19 protein-coding genes are annotated in these 15,167 nt (G+C 46.5%); all 19 read right to left on the reverse strand.

Annotation, left to right across the window (positions count from 1 at the left end):
• The 19 genes from J0B03_RS02150 to ftsW all read right to left on the reverse strand — a co-directional run bounded on the left by J0B03_RS02150 (nucleotide 1) and on the right by ftsW (nucleotide 15,166).
• The gene (locus tag J0B03_RS02150; RefSeq protein WP_207300244.1) at nucleotides 1–1,230 is read right to left on the reverse strand and encodes a BaiN/RdsA family NAD(P)/FAD-dependent oxidoreductase; all 1,230 of its coding nucleotides are present in this window, start codon (nucleotides 1,228–1,230) and stop codon (nucleotides 1–3) included.
• A complete protein-coding gene (locus tag J0B03_RS02155) occupies nucleotides 1,223–2,128 on the reverse strand; it encodes a MurR/RpiR family transcriptional regulator (protein ID WP_207300245.1) in 906 nt (301 codons plus the stop codon). The genes J0B03_RS02150 and J0B03_RS02155 overlap by 8 nt, the downstream gene beginning before the upstream one ends.
• 1 nt (nucleotide 2,129) lies before the next feature.
• Nucleotides 2,130–2,750, reverse strand: a complete 621-nt coding sequence (mnmM, locus tag J0B03_RS02160; protein WP_207300246.1) for a tRNA 5-(aminomethyl)-2-thiouridylate-methyltransferase MnmM — start codon at nucleotides 2,748–2,750, stop codon at nucleotides 2,130–2,132.
• Nucleotides 2,704–3,063, reverse strand: a complete 360-nt coding sequence (locus J0B03_RS02165; RefSeq protein WP_207300247.1) for a hypothetical protein — start codon at nucleotides 3,061–3,063, stop codon at nucleotides 2,704–2,706. The genes mnmM and J0B03_RS02165 overlap by 47 nt, the downstream gene beginning before the upstream one ends.
• Nucleotides 3,060–3,770: a pseudouridine synthase gene (locus tag J0B03_RS02170; RefSeq protein ID WP_508278644.1), complete on the reverse strand. Its 711-nt coding sequence runs from the start codon at nucleotides 3,768–3,770 to the stop codon at nucleotides 3,060–3,062. Before J0B03_RS02170 ends, J0B03_RS02165 begins: the two co-directional genes overlap by 4 nt.
• Before the next feature lie 10 nt (nucleotides 3,771–3,780).
• Entirely contained in the window at nucleotides 3,781–4,323 is a 543-nt protein-coding gene (gene scpB / locus J0B03_RS02175) for an SMC-Scp complex subunit ScpB (RefSeq protein ID WP_207300248.1), read from the reverse strand.
• Nucleotides 4,324–4,326: 3 nt separating this feature from the next.
• A complete protein-coding gene (locus tag J0B03_RS02180) occupies nucleotides 4,327–5,046 on the reverse strand; it encodes a segregation and condensation protein A (RefSeq protein ID WP_207300249.1) in 720 nt (239 codons plus the stop codon).
• 11 nt (nucleotides 5,047–5,057) lie between these two features.
• Entirely contained in the window at nucleotides 5,058–5,669 is a 612-nt protein-coding gene (locus J0B03_RS02185; protein WP_207300250.1) for a site-2 protease family protein, read from the reverse strand.
• Nucleotides 5,666–6,943, reverse strand: a complete 1,278-nt coding sequence (lysA, locus tag J0B03_RS02190) for a diaminopimelate decarboxylase (RefSeq protein ID WP_207300251.1) — start codon at nucleotides 6,941–6,943, stop codon at nucleotides 5,666–5,668. Before lysA ends, J0B03_RS02185 begins: the two co-directional genes overlap by 4 nt.
• Before the next feature lie 91 nt (nucleotides 6,944–7,034).
• Nucleotides 7,035–8,204 carry a phosphopentomutase gene (locus J0B03_RS02195; RefSeq protein ID WP_207300252.1) on the reverse strand — a complete coding sequence of 390 codons (1,170 nt, stop codon included), beginning with the start codon at nucleotides 8,202–8,204 and terminating at the stop codon, nucleotides 7,035–7,037.
• Entirely contained in the window at nucleotides 8,201–8,755 is a 555-nt protein-coding gene (locus J0B03_RS02200) for an NUDIX domain-containing protein (RefSeq protein ID WP_207300253.1), read from the reverse strand. The genes J0B03_RS02195 and J0B03_RS02200 overlap by 4 nt, the downstream gene beginning before the upstream one ends.
• A 31-nt stretch (nucleotides 8,756–8,786) precedes the next feature.
• Nucleotides 8,787–9,251 carry a transcriptional regulator NrdR gene (gene nrdR / locus J0B03_RS02205; RefSeq protein ID WP_207300254.1) on the reverse strand — a complete coding sequence of 155 codons (465 nt, stop codon included), beginning with the start codon at nucleotides 9,249–9,251 and terminating at the stop codon, nucleotides 8,787–8,789.
• A 16-nt stretch (nucleotides 9,252–9,267) separates the two neighbouring features.
• Complete coding sequence (gene ftsZ, locus J0B03_RS02210) at nucleotides 9,268–10,326, reverse strand: cell division protein FtsZ (RefSeq protein ID WP_207300255.1); 1,059 nt, start codon at nucleotides 10,324–10,326, stop codon at nucleotides 9,268–9,270.
• A gap of 30 nt (nucleotides 10,327–10,356) precedes the next feature.
• A complete protein-coding gene (locus J0B03_RS02215) occupies nucleotides 10,357–10,707 on the reverse strand; it encodes a small basic family protein (RefSeq protein ID WP_207300256.1) in 351 nt (116 codons plus the stop codon).
• A 25-nt stretch (nucleotides 10,708–10,732) separates the two neighbouring features.
• Entirely contained in the window at nucleotides 10,733–11,428 is a 696-nt protein-coding gene (locus tag J0B03_RS02220) for a DUF881 domain-containing protein (RefSeq protein WP_207300257.1), read from the reverse strand.
• Nucleotides 11,429–11,433: 5 nt separating this feature from the next.
• Entirely contained in the window at nucleotides 11,434–12,144 is a 711-nt protein-coding gene (locus J0B03_RS02225; protein WP_207300258.1) for a DUF881 domain-containing protein, read from the reverse strand.
• Nucleotides 12,145–12,160: 16 nt separating this feature from the next.
• On the reverse strand, nucleotides 12,161–12,919 hold the full coding sequence (locus J0B03_RS02230; RefSeq protein WP_207300259.1) for a cell division protein FtsQ/DivIB: 759 nt from the start codon (nucleotides 12,917–12,919) through the stop codon (nucleotides 12,161–12,163).
• Complete coding sequence (murG, locus tag J0B03_RS02235) at nucleotides 12,909–14,042, reverse strand: undecaprenyldiphospho-muramoylpentapeptide beta-N-acetylglucosaminyltransferase (RefSeq protein WP_207300260.1); 1,134 nt, start codon at nucleotides 14,040–14,042, stop codon at nucleotides 12,909–12,911. Before murG ends, J0B03_RS02230 begins: the two co-directional genes overlap by 11 nt.
• Nucleotides 14,039–15,166: a putative lipid II flippase FtsW gene (gene ftsW / locus J0B03_RS02240; RefSeq protein ID WP_207300261.1), complete on the reverse strand. Its 1,128-nt coding sequence runs from the start codon at nucleotides 15,164–15,166 to the stop codon at nucleotides 14,039–14,041. Before ftsW ends, murG begins: the two co-directional genes overlap by 4 nt.
• Nucleotide 15,167: the final 1 nt, after the last annotated feature.

Here is a 15,167-nt window from a genome sequence, read left to right on the forward strand (position 1 = left end):
TCATTTCTCCTGTGCTGTATTTATTCCGGCCAGATATCCGGTAGAAAACGCGATCTGCAGATTGAATCCGCCGGTCAGTGCATCCACATCGATGAGTTCCCCGGCAAAATACAATCCTTTCACGATCTTCGACTCCATGGTGGACGGATCGATCTCTTTCGGGTCGACTCCCCCGGAAGTGATGATCCCCAGATTGATGTCTGCCTTTCCCTGGATGTTCACCGTAAACTTTTTAAGCAGTCCCACCAAAGCAAGTCGTTCTTCCCTGGAAATTTGATGGACCCGCTTTTCTCCATCGATCCCGCTTCGTTCAATGACGATGGGGATGAGTTTTTTAGGTAGCAGATCGGACAAGCTGTTTTTGAATTCCCGATTGCTGTTTTTTTCAAAATCCCGCTGGATCCGCTTGTCCAATTTCTCAGCATCAAGTGCCGGCTTGAAATCGATGGCGATCTCAGTCTTTTTATTGTCTTTCATCAGGCTGCTCAAGCTTAAGATGGCCGGACCGGATACGCCAAAATGGGTGAAGATCATTTCTCCAAATTCTTCCGCCCTTTTTTTGCCGTTTTCATAGAGGGTCACATTGACATTTTTCAGGGACAATCCTTGAAGTTCTTTTACAAAAGCATCCCCAGATGCCAGTGGGATCAGCGCTCCCGTCGCCTCACGGACCCCGTGCCCCAGTTCACGGGCGAAACGAAATCCATCCCCTGTAGAGCCGGTTTGACGATAGGTGACCCCTCCTGTTGCAAGAACGACTTTGTCTGCAGGAAGAAATGACCCGTCTTGCAGCTCCACACCTTTGATCTGCCCCTTGTCTGTCACGATTTTCGACACTTTTGCACCAAGAAGGATCTGGACCTGATTTTTTCTTAAAAAATGTTCCATGGCTTTAATAATATCGCTGGAATGATCGCTTTGGGGAAAGACTCGGTTCCCCCGCTCGATTTTTTCCTTTACCCCCAATTCATTAAAAAAACGAATGGTATCCATGTTGGTGAAACCATACAATGCGCTGTAAAGAAACCGCTTGTTGGTGACGATGTTGCTAAAAAAATCCTCGATCTCGCATGCATTGGTAAAATTGCAGCGACCTTTCCCTGTAATAAAAAGTTTCTTTCCCAATTTTTCGTTTTGTTCCACCAGGGTGACCCGGATTCCCTGACTTGCCGCTATTCCGGCACACATCATGCCGGCCGGTCCTCCCCCGACTACAATTACTTCACTCATGAATTGCTCCTTCATCTTCTTCTTCTTGTTCGTTCCTGTCGTTTTGAAAAACCTCATGATCCGCCCAGACCTGTTCCAGTTCATCAAAGATCAAGCTCGTTTTCTTCCTGTTGCGATATCCGACGGATATGATCAAACCATTGATCAGACCCATAGGCGCCGTGATGCTGTCTACAAAAGCCATAATATTACTTCGGGCGACCAAAACCAGATCGGCGGCTTGGCCCAACGGAGACCTCTCATTGTCCGTAATTGCGATGATCTTCCCGCCTTTTTTCCGAACATAAGCAGCGATCTCTTTTGTTTTTGCAGAATACCTGGGAAAACTGATCCCGATAAACACGTCTCCCGGCTCCACTTTTACCAACTTTTCATATACATCGCCCAGTCCATGGTCTAAAACGACTACATTGCCGGCGATCATGTCCAAATAATAGCCAAGATAATTGCTCAACAATGCAGATGTCCGAAATCCTGCCACAAAGATCCGATTGGCATCGGTGATCCATTCCACCCCTTGTTCAAATTGTTCCATGGATAATTCCATCAAAGTGCTCTTCAAGTTGTCCATATCGGCGGTGATGGCTTTCTTTACAATGGACCCTGTTTCAAAGTCAGAGAACATTTCAATTCGTTGAGTGGTGGTCAGCTTCACTTTCAATACATTCTGCAGTGCTTTTTTAAAAGGCGGATATCCTTCATATCCCAAGACATGGGCAAACCGGACGACGGTCGGCTCGCTGATCCCGGCCTGCTCCGCCAGACTTGCACCCGTCATATAAGCGGCTTTTTCGTAGTTTTCCAAAATATAATCCGCCAGAAGCCGCTGGCTTTTGCTTAGATCCGGATACATGAATTGGATCCGGTTCAATAGATCATTGGCTTTTCGTTCCATCATTTCACCTGCTCTCCGATGAATATCCTGCTCTTTTGATCACCAGCAGACAGTAAGGACTGTTTGCTGCATTCAATGTCATGATTTTTAAAACAAATGCCGATTTTGAAGAGAGGCCGGAAAAATAGTGCTCCAATGCATCCTTCTCCCTCATGCCTTCCGGATGTCCCGGATAGATGCATATGGTCATGGCCTTGTTGTTCTTAAGGACCTCCAGGGTGTTTTTGAGTGCCTGCAAGGTGGTGTCCGCCTCCGTTGTAATGCTTTTGTCTCCTCCTGGCATAAATCCCAGGTTGAACATTGCAAAATCCAGGGGACCCTTCACGTATTCTTTTAACCTGACATGGGAATCCAATATGAATTCTACATTGTCGCTGGTTTTCAACAAGTCTGCTGCAGACCCCAATGCTTCCGGCTGAATGTCAAACGCATAGACTTTCCCCGATGGACCGGTCAATTCAGACAGCAGAAGGGTGTCCCATCCATTGCCGAGAGTGGCATCCATGACCACATCTCCTGCTTTTACCCACTGGCGCGCATATTCCTTTGCGATCTCTGTGATTCGGTAGGAAGTGGGATCAACCATGGGCGCATCGGCTCGCTTCGATAAAATCCTCCAGGACAAAATGACATTCGTCCTCCCTTTCCTGGATCGGAAAGTCATATTTTCCAAAATAGTCTTTTAGCAATTTGTCGTTTTTTGAATAAGAACCGGTTTGCAGTTCCTTCCAGAAAAGTTGATGAACAGCTGTTTTTATCAACCCGTCCAAATATTCCAGATGGTCCGCTTCCAAATTTGCCCTCTGCAATTTCCCGTGATTGGAATCCACTACCATGTAAATGCTGCCAAGGATCTTCCCGTCTTCTTCCACCCGGCATACATGACTCGCACGCTCTGCCGGCTCGCCTTCCAGTTCCACCAATTCGATTTGAATCATTTTGCCATCTCCTTCAACAGGTTTACTTCCTGTACATTCAATCTTCTCCACTTTCCAGGCTTCAAATCCCCTAATGTCAAGGGTCCCATGGATACCCGTTCCAACTCCAGTACCCGATGGCCGATACCTTCGCACATTTTTCGTACTTGCCGATTGCGACCTTCTACAAGAACGATCTCCAGCAAAGTATTTTCTCCATGTCGGCGTACCACTTTGGCCTTTGCAGGTGCATACTGGATTTCATCAACGATCATCCCGTTACGCATCGGCTCCAGTTGTGAATCTCTCACGTTCCCTTCGACAATGGCATGATAGGTTTTGGAGATCTCATGTTTGGGATGGGTCAAGGCATACGCAAAGTCTCCATCATTGGTCAGGATCAATAACCCGCTGGTCCAATAATCCAACCTCCCCACTGGGTAGATCCGCTGGGGTATGGCGATCAGATCCACTACCGTCCTTCGATTTTTTTCATCATGGACCGTAGTGACCGTTTCCAGTGGCTTGTACAACAATACATAAACCAACTCTTCCTCCGGCTGGACCAATCGACCCAAGTATTCCACCTGATCTTTTTGCGGATCGACTTGCCAGCCCATGGCAGTGATCGTTTCTCCGTTGACTGTAACCTTACCCTCGGCGATCTCTTCTTCCATTTTTCTTCTGGAACCCAGACCGCAACGGGCCAAATACTTTTGCAAACGCAAGAAAGTCACCTCATCCATCGATTTTTTCTTGAACGCCTTCCACAAACTCATGATAGGATGGCAGATCTTTTAAACTCGCAATATTGGCATACTTCAAAAATTCTGTCGTTGTTTCGTACAGGTTGGGTTTTCCCGGTGCATCCAGCTTGCCGGCTTCTCGAATCAAGTTTCGATCTGCCAGGGTCTGTATGGAACTGCTGGATTTTACACCCCGCAAGCTTTCGATCTCCATCCGGGTCACCGGTTGTTTGTAGGCAATGATGGCCAATGTCTCCAAAGCCGCTTGCGACAAGGTTCCCTTGTTTTTCTCATAAAGCAGTTCATGGATGAACTCATAATTGTCCGGATTTGTACACATTTGGTACTTTGTGTTCAGACGTATGATCCGGATCCCGCTGTTTCTCTTTTGATAGCTTTCCACCAGTTCCTCAAGGATGGGACGGATCTCGCCTTCCGCGACGTTCATGGACTGGGACAATTCGTGAAGGGACACCGGTTCGCCCATGGCAAACAATATGCTTTCAATGATGGATCTCCGTTTCTCTCTTGTCATGATCTACACCTGCCCGATTCTTATGATCTGAATTTCTGAAAAATTGCCTTCCTGTTCCAAGCGCAGCCAATTTTCTTTTACCAGCTGGAGCAATGCCAAAAAGGTCGTGATGACCGACTGTACGGTTTTTGCCGACGTAAACAATCCTCGGAAAAACAACCGTTCCTGATGCTTCATCAGTAGCCGGATCTCCAGGATCTTGTCCTCCACCCGAAGGATCTCCTTCGGGATGGTCCGCATGGGTTCTTCTTCCTCCCTCAACAGATCCACCGTTGCCAGCACTTGGCGAAAGGCTTTAAACAGTTCTTGGGTATCCACATCCGTTACAAATTCCTGGGTCCATTCTACATATTCCGGATCCTTGTAATAGGTATGCAAGTATTGGTTTTCCCTGGATTTCATAAAAGCGCTGATTTCTTTGAAGATTTTATATTCATACAGACGTCTGGCCAAAGCCTCTCTCGGGTCCTCTTCTTCTTCCTCTCCGTTGTCTTCAACTGGCAGCAGCATCTTGGATTTGATTTCAATGAGTTGAGAAGCGACAAGAATAAAAGCGCTGGTCAACTCCAGATTTCGCTCCTTCATTTTTTCCAGGTATTCCAGGTATTGGCTGGTGATGGTAGAGATGGGTATGTCAAAAATATCGATTTCGTGCTTGTTGACCAGATGCAACAACAAATCGAAGGGGCCTTGAAATTCTTCCAACTGGATCTCGTATTCCATGATTCCTCTCCTTAAAAAAACAGATAAACAAAGCGCAGCAATCCCTGCAGGATAAATCCATAGATCGGTGTGATCAACTTTCCGATGATCCCGCTGACAGCCAAAACCAGCAACAGCATGTAGCCGTATCGTTCATACTTCCAGAAGATCGTCTCCAAATGAAGCGGCAGCAGACTGGCAATGATCTTCGAACCATCCAAAGGCGGTATTGGCAGCAGGTTGAATACTGCAAACAAAATATTGAATTGTACCAGCGTACCAAAAAAACCAGCCAGTGCCTCAGGGGCCAGCATGAAGGAAAACATGGACGCGGTGGCTATAATCAGATTGGAGGCTGGTCCGGCTACAGCAACCGCCAAAGTGCCCATCTTTCTGTTTTTGAAGTAATTTGGATTGAAAGGCACCGGTTTGGCCCATCCAAAACGAAACAGAAAGAGCATGATCAAACCGGTAGGATCCATATGCTTTATTGGATTCAATGTCAATCTTCCCATTTGCTTTGCTGTCGGGTCTCCCAGCAAATAGGCCGTATATCCGTGTGCCAGTTCATGAAAAGTGATGGATATCAAAAGTGCCGGTAGTACGACTGCTATCTGCCGGACATTTGCCAACAGGTCGGTCATGAAGCATACCAATCCGGCAATCGGTCTTTCAATAGCAGATCGTCATAAGTCTCCCTTTCCACGATCAACTGATCTTGGTCTCCTTTTAAAAGGACCACTGCAGGTCTGGGGATCCGATTGTAGTTGCTGGCCATGGAATAATTGTATGCTCCGGTATTGAGTACCGCCAATATGTCACCGGCTTCGCATCGGGGCAGGACCACATCGGATATGAGGGTGTCTGTTTCACAGCACCTGCCGCTGATGGTCACCAATTCTTCTTCCTCTTCTTCAAAGCTTGTCTTGTTTGCTATAACGGCGTGATACAGTGCATTGTAGAGTGCCGGTCTTGGATTGTCTGTCATTCCACCGTCCACGCTGACATATTTTCTTGTGTGGGGAACTTCTTTGACAGTTCCGATCTCATACAGGGTGATCCCTGCCGGTCCAATGATGTAGCGTCCCGGTTCCACCAGCAGTTTCGGAAACTTCAAGGACAACTCTTCCGATTTTGTTCGGATGAAGGTCACCAAGTCATCGATGTAGGCATCGATATCAAAAACAGCGTCGTCTTTCAAATATGGAATGCCAAATCCGCCACCCAAATTCAATTGTTCCAAATAATATCCTTTTTCTTCCAGCTGCTTGAGCAACTTCAGCATGGTCTCCGAGGCGATCAAAAAAGGGCGATCGTCAAAAATTTGGGAGCCAATATGGCAATGAAGTCCCACGATGGACAATTTGTCGTATTTTCCAGCTTCCCCCATGACGGATTCCATGTTTCTCAAGGGAATACCGAATTTGGAATCGATCCGACCTGTCTGCACATATTCATGGGTATGGGCTTCGATCCCTGGTGATACCCGAACCAGGATCTCCGGCTTGTGTTCATATTCCCCCGCCAGATCGTTCAGCAAATGCAATTCGTATTCACTGTCTGCAACGATTTTCCCCACCTTCGTTTCAAATGCCATTCGAATTTCTTCGATGGACTTGTTGGATCCGTGAAAACAAATTTTTTCGCGTGGAAATCCGGCTTGCATTGCTGTATAAAGCTCCCCGCCGGAAACGACGTCCAGGGAAAGACCCAGACGATGAATGATCTTGCACATGGCCGTATTTAAGAAGGCTTTACCGGCGTAATTGATTTCGTAATCCACACCACTGCGTGCAAATGCGCGCTGAATGGATGTTGCATTTTTTTCAATGATGTCTTCACTGATGACATACAAAGGGGTATCGTATTTTTTTGCCAACGCCACCGTGTCATGATTCGAAAAAATATAATTGCTCATATCGTGTCCTCCAGTTTCATTTCTGCAATTTCTCAATACATCATTATACCATTATCTTTCCATAAAAAAAAGGTTGCATCGAGCAACCTTTTTACTGGAGATCCTCCGCAAAGCTGATGCCGTTTGGTATGGGGTCTGTTCCCAGCAGCTCTCCAACGGTCTGCCCGATATCTGCGAAACTGGATCGCACACCCAAATTCCTGCCGGGGATCTCTTTTCCGTATATCAAAATGGGTATATACTCCCGACTGTGGTCCGTACTTTCCGTAGTCGGATCACAACCGTGATCTGCGTTAACGATCAGCACATCTTTATCTTCCATGTGCTCCATAAGATTTTTCAAGTCAGCATCGAATTCCATCAATGCATGCCCATAGCCTTCCACATCATTGCGATGTCCGTATATCATGTCAAAGTCCACCAGGTTGGTGTATATAAGACCTTCTTTTACCCGCTCCATGGCCTCCATGGTTTTTTCCATGCCATCTTTGTTGTCTTTCATTTTTACGTATTCATCGATCCCGTATCCGCTGAAAATGTCATTGATCTTTCCAACCCCAAACACTTTCAATCCCTTTTGCTGGATCTTGTTCAAAATGGTTTCGTGTAATGGGAATAAAGAAAAATCCCTTCGGTTGGACGTTCGTTCAAACCCCTCTTCTGTATTTCCAAGGAAGGGTCTGGCAATGACACGGCCCACAGCCAGGTCATCTACAAACATTTGTCTGGCCGTCTCACAGATGGCATAAAGTTCTTCTAAAGGGATCACTTCTTCATGAGCGGCTATTTGAAAAACACTGTCCGCAGAAGTATATACGATGGGAGAACCGGTTTCCACATGGCGATCGCCCAGTTCCTGGATTATTTGCGTGCCGCTGGCCACCACATTGCCCAGGATCCGTCTTCCTATTTTCTTTTCAAATGCCTGGATGAATCCTTCCGGGAATCCTTCCGGAAAAACCGGAAAAGGTTTTTTCAAGACGATCCCGGCCATCTCCCAATGTCCGGTAGTGGTGTCCTTGCCGGGAGACGCTTCTGCGGCTTTCCCATAGGCTCCCAATGGGGCATCCACCTTGGGGATGCGGCTTACACCATCGATATGTCCCATGCCCAGACTCTCCATGGTGGGCAGGGTCAAGCCGCTGTGATCTCGATACAGGTGCTCCAAAGTATTGCTTCCTTCATCGCCGTACAGCCCGGCATCCGGAGCTTCTCCGATGCCTACACTATCTATAATGAGCCATATCACACGTTTTGTCATTCTTGGTCTCCTCCCTTTTTCGATCCCGACAATCGATCCTGACAAAAGGACAATGCCGCCAACGTTTTTGCATCGGTGATCTTTCCTTCCACCAAATAAGAAGACAGTTCTTTCAATGGGATCCGTTCTACGCCCATAAACTCGTCTTCATCCCTGTTCAGCGTTCCTTCGATCAGGTCATCGGTAAAATAAAGATGGATCACTTCATTGGAAAAGCCCGGGGATGTGTGGATCAAACCTACTTTTTCCATGGACAGGGCCCGATATCCCGTTTCTTCTTCCAGTTCCCGAAAAGCACAATCTTTTGGATCTTCTCCCGGATCCAGTTTTCCGGCAGGGATCTCCAGCAACTCCGTCTCCACCGGCTTTCGGAATTGGCGGATCAATATCAGTTCACCTTCATCCAATGCAAGAACCGCACTGGCTCCAGGATGGGTCACGATTTCTCGTTTGGCCATCTTCCCATTGGGAAGGCGAACATCTTTGATATGAAGGTCTACAATGATCCCTTTGTATTTGATTTCACTGCTTATGGTCTCTTCCCTAAACATATTCGGTATTCCTCCTATGAAAAAACCCTGTCTAAACAGGGTTGTTTTCTTTTATGAGTTTATTCAATTCTTCCATGAAGGTATTCAGATCTTTGAATTGGCGATACACCGATGCAAAACGGACATAGGCCACCTCATCAAGATCTTTCAAGTGCATCATGATTTTTTCACCGATCTCTTTGGATTGAACTTCCCGATCCGAAGATTGGTATACTTCCGTTTCAATGGCATTGACGATGGTCTCGATCTGGCTGATGGATACCGGCCTTTTTTCACAGGCCCGCAAAATGCCGTTCATGATTTTATTTCGGTCGAAAGGCTCCCGATGCCCTCCCTTTTTAACAACCATCAACGGAATGTCTTCTACTTTTTCATATGTCGTAAAACGCTTGGCGCAGGAGAAACATTCCCTCCGGCGTCGAATCACATTGCCTTCTTCCGTTGGTCTGCTGTCAACTACTTTACTTTCCATGTGGCTGCAATAGGGACATTTCAATAGGGCTCCTCCTAGATCACTTGTTTCGCTTTAAAAAGTTTGGTATGTCAAACTGGTCAAAATGATTGGCGTTTTCCGGTTTTTTAGCTGTTGGTGCCTGAGGACGATACGCTTCTGTCGTTTTCTCCGAAAACCCGGTGGCAATGACAGTGATCTTGATTTCGTCTTCCATGCTTTCGTCGATGGCTGCACCAAAAATCACGTTTGCGTCCGGATCTGCTGCCTCTCTGGCGATTTCCGCCGCTTGGTCCACTTCAAACAAGGTCAAATTGGAACCTCCGGTAATATTCAACAATACCCCGGTTGCCCCATCGATCTGTGTTTCCAGCAAAGGACTATGGATCGCCTGTTTTGCTGCCTCCACTGCTTTGTTTTCACCGGAAGCAACACCGACGCCCATGTGGGCCAATCCGGTATCTTTCATGATCGTCTTGACGTCGGCAAAGTCCAAACTGACCAATCCCGGGATGGCAATAAGATCGGAGATGCCTCGAACACCCTGCAAAAGAACGTTGTCCGCCATTTTAAACGCATCCCTTAAAGAAGTGGTCTTGTCTGCCAATTGCAACAACCGATCGTTGGGAATGGTGACCAGGGCATCCACATTTTCGCTGAGCAACTTGATACCCAATACCGCGTTGTTCATTCGAACTTTCCCCTCAAAAGAAAAGGGTTTGGTTACAACCCCCACCGTCAGGACACCCATCTCTTTCGCAACTTTTGCAACAATGGGGGCCGCTCCTGTACCGGTGCCTCCGCCCATTCCAGCCGTAACAAAAAGCAGATCCGTCCCTTTGATGGATTCACGCAATTTATCTTCGCTTTCTTCCGCAGATTTTTGGCCGATTTCCGGGTTTGCACCTGCGCCCAACCCTGCCGTTGTTTTTTCTCCAATTTGAATTCTTTCCTGGGCCAAAGACAAAGTCAGTGCTTGATTGTCCGTATTGATCACGGCAAAACTGACCCCTTTTAGTCCAGATTCGATCATTCTGTTTACCGCATTGTTTCCTCCACCGCCTACACCAATTACTTTGATTGATGCAAACTGTTCAAACTCCATATCAAATTGTAACAATTTCATACCTCCCGGAAAATTATTTGTGCATCATCGATGATATCTCTCTTCCAATCGCTTCAGCATGATTCGTCTTATGATTGCAAAATTTTGGAACATTCTGGTACCAAATGTGAAAATCGCCGCATAATATAAGGGAATGCCCACCCGGTCTCCAAAATAAGCCAAAAACGTAGCGATCAAAACATTTCCGAAAAACCCGGAAACAAAAATATGTGTGTCGAATTTGTCTTCCATTTCCGCCCGCAAACCACCAAATACTGAATCCAAAGATGCCAACAAGGCAATAGACATGTAGGAAGTGTACGAAGCCGGAAGGTCGATGGGCAAAACAAATCCGATCAAAATCCCCAATGCCAATCCCAATACAGCCAAAATCATTACGGGTCGATCCCCTTTCCAAACATTACAAATTGTCTCTGCTGGCGATAACGATCCGGTCTTTCTCCGCAACTTTCACCATGATGTCCCAGTGTCGGAGCAGTTGAACGATGCTGTCCTGGGATTCCAAGCCAGCGTACAGCTTCTCCTTGTCGCCAATGGCTTCGATGATGAATGGAGTACCGGCAACAAAGTCATCCACATAAATTACTGGTCCTGCACAATCGATCTTCGAATCCCACGTCAGACGATATCCGTTGATCGCAATGATTTCAGCCCCATTTGTTTTCAACTCGTTGATGATTTCCAAAACATCACTGTTGTGGATGATGAAATTGTTGATGTTCTCCCCCGGTTCCAAGATCCGGGTGCTGTCGGCCAATTCGATGCGAACACCCTGGCCTGCGACATCCAACTTTCCTGTAATTATATCATATTTAGACAATTCGTTGTACAATTCATTTTCCAATGCATCATAATCCGGTTCTTCCACCTGGTAACTGTCCAGTCGACTTTGCAGTTCATCAACTTTTTGTTCCAATTCTTCATTTCGAAGCTTATACTGATTGATTTCGTTTTGAAAACTATGGATGGTTTTTGCCGTAACGATCCCAGTCCAACCTTCCCTTTCCCTGGTGGTATTCATGAAAAATACAGAGATGAAGATGCCCAAAAACGCAAAGATGAAAAACAGGAAAAATTTCGTCCTATTCCACTTCATCCTTCTCATTCCCTTTCCACTGGTTTGGCATATCGATAAACAATGGCGCTTTGATATGCTTCCACGACCAAATCAGGAACATCCTCAATGGATACGCTGATGTAATTGGCACGCATGATGTCGGCGATCCCCGCCCTTATCAGTACAGCGGAACGAAGGGTTTTTGTATCACCGATCACCTTGAAAACAAAAGGCCTGGAGTGTTTTTTTCCGTTGATGTTGATGTGGCTTCCCGCCAATCGGATCTCCGACGTACTGATGATCCGCTCTCCGTTGATGGAGATGGCTTCTGCTCCTGCTGCATTTAGTTCATTGACCATCAACAGCAATAATTCCGAATTGTATAGAAATGGGTCGAAGCCATCGTTTTCAACGCTTTCGTAATCCAGTGTTATTTGGATCCCCGGTCCAGACACTTCCGTTTGTCCGGAATAAAGTTTTGCATTGTTTACATCGGATAGGAGCTTCTCGATGTATCGATTATTGTCGGCAGCCAGTGCTTCAAAGTCCCGGATCTCCGTTTCTAAAACGGAAGCTCTGGAAGATAATTCCTGGTTTTCTTTTTTTACTTGATTCAACTCGACCAGCAGTTCATCCGCCCTTTGTGTACTGACCAAACCGCCCATGTTCCCGATGGTTTGCAGTTGGGTGGCCAGCATGATCCCTATTATGGCACATATGATGGCTATTTCCGGTCTTCCTATGAATTTTTTCAATTATTTCTCTCCTTCATCACCTGGGTGTAAAAGTGGGGTTCCCCCCATGGGTTAGATCAATTACCATTCTATCATCTTTTTCTCTCAGGTATGTAAACAAAAAGTCAATTTTTGATTTCATATTCTCACTGCCTGCCGTTTTGATCAGACTTTCCCCTTTAGTATACAAATGCAATTGGCCGTCTTCCGTCACATTGATCTCTGCAACGAAAGTCAGCAAGTCTTCCTTTTGAAGGATCTTAAGCGCTGCCAGGACATCTTTCCCCAACCAGGACGGTGTCGTTTGAAAAGGGTCCGTCTCGTCCACCTTGCTGACGATGGCCTCCAATCCAGTGATCCATACCAGGTCCCATCGATCCGGACTTTTCGTTTTTTCCGCCACCACTCCATCCATGTCGATGTATGCGTACCCTTCCGTCCATTTCAATATTGCTGCCGGTTCTCGTGGAGTAATGTATACTTTGATCCGATTTGGAAAAACGCGTACGATGCTTGTGTTTTTGACATATCCCAGCTGGTTCAGATTTTTTGCCGCCTGCCCTGTATCCATCATGAGGATATGCTCTCCCACCCTTAGTTCAGATCGTTCCAGCAATTGATTTTCTTCCAAATATTCGTAATCTATAAATTCAATGGATCTCACTAAAAAAATATCCGTCAAAAAAACAAGACAACCCATCCCAACCAAAACAAGGGAGACGATCAAAAATCGGATGACATTTCTTCTTTTCTTGATCCTGGCTTCCTTCCTTCGCTGGGAACCGTCAACGCTCATGCTGTCCTCGCTCCAGCAATGGTTTTATAGCATGGTAAAACAGTTCTTCTGCTCCCTCCACCGCCACTTTTTCCACATTTGCCTTCATTTCTATCAATTGTTCCGGATGTTTTGCCCACTCTTCCAGTTGGTTCTTCAGCAGGAACGGCTCTTCTTTCAGGTCGGCATCCAGGATCAATGCTCCACCGCCTTTTTCCGTAATGCTCTTGGCGTTGAATTCCTGGTGGTTCCCTGTCGCATGTGGATAAGGCACAAAAATGGCCGGTATTCCAGAAGCAGCGATCTCCGCAACACTCATGGCACCCGCCCTGGACACGGCCACATCCGACAAGGCCATGATCTCGTGCATCACGTCGGAGTAGCTTAGTATCTTACACCAATTCGACTTGTCTGGATCCAATCCCTTATCCAACATTGATTGATAAAAGTCATCATAACGCTGTTTGCCGGTGATGTGGATCAATCGGATACTGGGATCATCCGGTGGATTTGTCAACCAATACATCACTGCATTGTTTAAGGTAGTCGCTCCCAAACTGCCGCCGACGGATAAAACGATGAAATCATCGGCTCCATAACCGTATTTTTCCCTCAAAGTTTTTCGGTCGCCCTGAAAAAAGGCTTTCCGCACTGGATTTCCACACAAAAAAACTTTTTCTTCTTGAGGAAACCACTTCGTCGCCTCCGGAAAACTCACACCGATCTTATCAACGAACCTGGATAACAGCCGATTTGTCGCTCCAGGATATGCATTTTGCTCATGTATGACCGTAGGGATGTTCTTTCGGGCAGCCAACAGCAACAAGGGTCCGCAGACGTAGCCACCCATGCCAATAACCAAATCCGGGTCGAAGGATCTCAAGAGTTTTCTGGCATCTCCCATACCCAGGAGCAATTCCTTGATGCTTTGAACGGTCCCCATAGAGATTTTGCGTTCAAACCCCTTCACTCGAATGGTTTCCAGGGGATATCCGGCATTGGGCACGATCGTCGTTTCCATACCCCGATCCGTCCCTACAAACCGAATGTCTGCTTCGGGATATTTTTCTTTCAACATATCGGCCAATGCCAAACCAGGATAAATATGTCCACCGGTTCCACCGGCACCAATCAAAATTTTCATAACCTGCTCCTTTTCGGCGTTATATGCTTCGAGATATTTAATAAGATACCCATTCCTCCCATGAGAAAAACAACAGAAGATCCGCCGGCACTTATAAATGGCAACGAGATCCCGGTTACGGGGATCAGCTTGGTAACGACTGCCACGTTGATGATCACCTGCAGTCCCACCAATACTACCAAACCAAAAGCCAGCAGGGAACTGAATGTGTCCGGCGCATCCATGGATACCTTGATCCCCCGCCAGATCAGTATCAGAAACAGTATGAGAATGACCAGGGTACCGATCAGACCCAGCTCTTCTCCTATATGAGCAAAAATAAAATCGTTTTGGGGTTCCGGCAAAAAAAACATTTTTTGCTTGCCATTTCCCAAACCCTGTCCAAAAACGCCTCCGGAACCCAGCGCCAAAATAGATTGTCTTGGCTGCCATCCCGTACCCATGGCGTTGGATTCTGCAGACAAAAAGTCATCCCACCGGTCTCTTCTCCAGGTAAATAGGATCTGGTAGACCGCCGTCATTCCGATCCCCACCAACAGGCCGATCAAATGAAACAAGTTTCCTCCTGCAGCAAAAAGCATGGCCAGGATCAGACCTGCGATAATAATGGCCGTACTAAGATTTGGTTGTTTGGCTATGATGCCGCTGAAGGCTCCCATCAGCAGGAGATACGGTAAAAATCCGACCTTGAAGCTACGCACCTGATCTTTGATTTTTGTCAAGGAAGCAGCCATATAAATGATGACCGCAATTTTGGCGATCTCTGATGTCTGCAATGTAAATCCGAAGATCTTGATCCAACGATAGGCCCCGTTGGAATAATGACCGATCCCTGGAACGAATACCAACACCAGGGAAACAAAAGAGATCACCAGTAGAATGGTGGCATATCGCTGATATATTTTGTAGGGGATCATGGAAGCTGCAAACATGACAAAAAGACCTGCCAATGCATATCCAAACTGCTTTTGGAAGATCGTGTACTGATCGTTGTAAATGGCGCCGGATTGATAGATGCTGGCGCTGAAAACCATGATGACGCCGATTCCAGTCAACGCTATGATGCAAAAAGTGATCCAGAAATCGCCGGAATACAATTTTTTCTTTTTTTTCTCTGCGTTCATA

The organism is Alkalibacter rhizosphaerae (assembly GCF_017352215.1).
GTDB classification, from domain to species: domain Bacteria; phylum Bacillota; class Clostridia; order Eubacteriales; family Alkalibacteraceae; genus Alkalibacter; species Alkalibacter rhizosphaerae.

Excerpts from the sequence above, each read along its gene's own strand:
- J0B03_RS02150 (WP_207300244.1), bottom strand. The coding sequence starts at position 1,230 with ATGAGTGAAGTAATTGTAGTCGGGGGAGGACCGGCCGGCATGATGTGT.
- J0B03_RS02155 (WP_207300245.1), bottom strand. The coding sequence starts at position 2,128 with ATGATGGAACGAAAAGCCAATGATCTATTGAACCGGATCCAATTCATG.
- J0B03_RS02165 (WP_207300247.1), bottom strand. The coding sequence starts at position 3,063 with ATGATTCAAATCGAATTGGTGGAACTGGAAGGCGAGCCGGCAGAGCGT.
- scpB (WP_207300248.1), bottom strand. The coding sequence starts at position 4,323 with ATGACAAGAGAGAAACGGAGATCCATCATTGAAAGCATATTGTTTGCC.
- J0B03_RS02180 (WP_207300249.1), bottom strand. The coding sequence starts at position 5,046 with ATGGAATACGAGATCCAGTTGGAAGAATTTCAAGGCCCCTTCGATTTG.
- J0B03_RS02185 (WP_207300250.1), bottom strand. The coding sequence starts at position 5,669 with ATGACCGACCTGTTGGCAAATGTCCGGCAGATAGCAGTCGTACTACCG.
- lysA (WP_207300251.1), bottom strand. The coding sequence starts at position 6,943 with ATGAGCAATTATATTTTTTCGAATCATGACACGGTGGCGTTGGCAAAA.
- J0B03_RS02195 (WP_207300252.1), bottom strand. The coding sequence starts at position 8,204 with ATGACAAAACGTGTGATATGGCTCATTATAGATAGTGTAGGCATCGGA.
- J0B03_RS02200 (WP_207300253.1), bottom strand. The coding sequence starts at position 8,755 with ATGTTTAGGGAAGAGACCATAAGCAGTGAAATCAAATACAAAGGGATC.
- J0B03_RS02215 (WP_207300256.1), bottom strand. The coding sequence starts at position 10,707 with ATGATTTTGGCTGTATTGGGATTGGCATTGGGGATTTTGATCGGATTT.
- J0B03_RS02220 (WP_207300257.1), bottom strand. The coding sequence starts at position 11,428 with ATGAAGTGGAATAGGACGAAATTTTTCCTGTTTTTCATCTTTGCGTTT.
- J0B03_RS02230 (WP_207300259.1), bottom strand. The coding sequence starts at position 12,919 with ATGAGCGTTGACGGTTCCCAGCGAAGGAAGGAAGCCAGGATCAAGAAA.
- murG (WP_207300260.1), bottom strand. The coding sequence starts at position 14,042 with ATGAAAATTTTGATTGGTGCCGGTGGAACCGGTGGACATATTTATCCT.
- ftsW (WP_207300261.1), bottom strand. The coding sequence starts at position 15,166 with ATGAACGCAGAGAAAAAAAAGAAAAAATTGTATTCCGGCGATTTCTGG.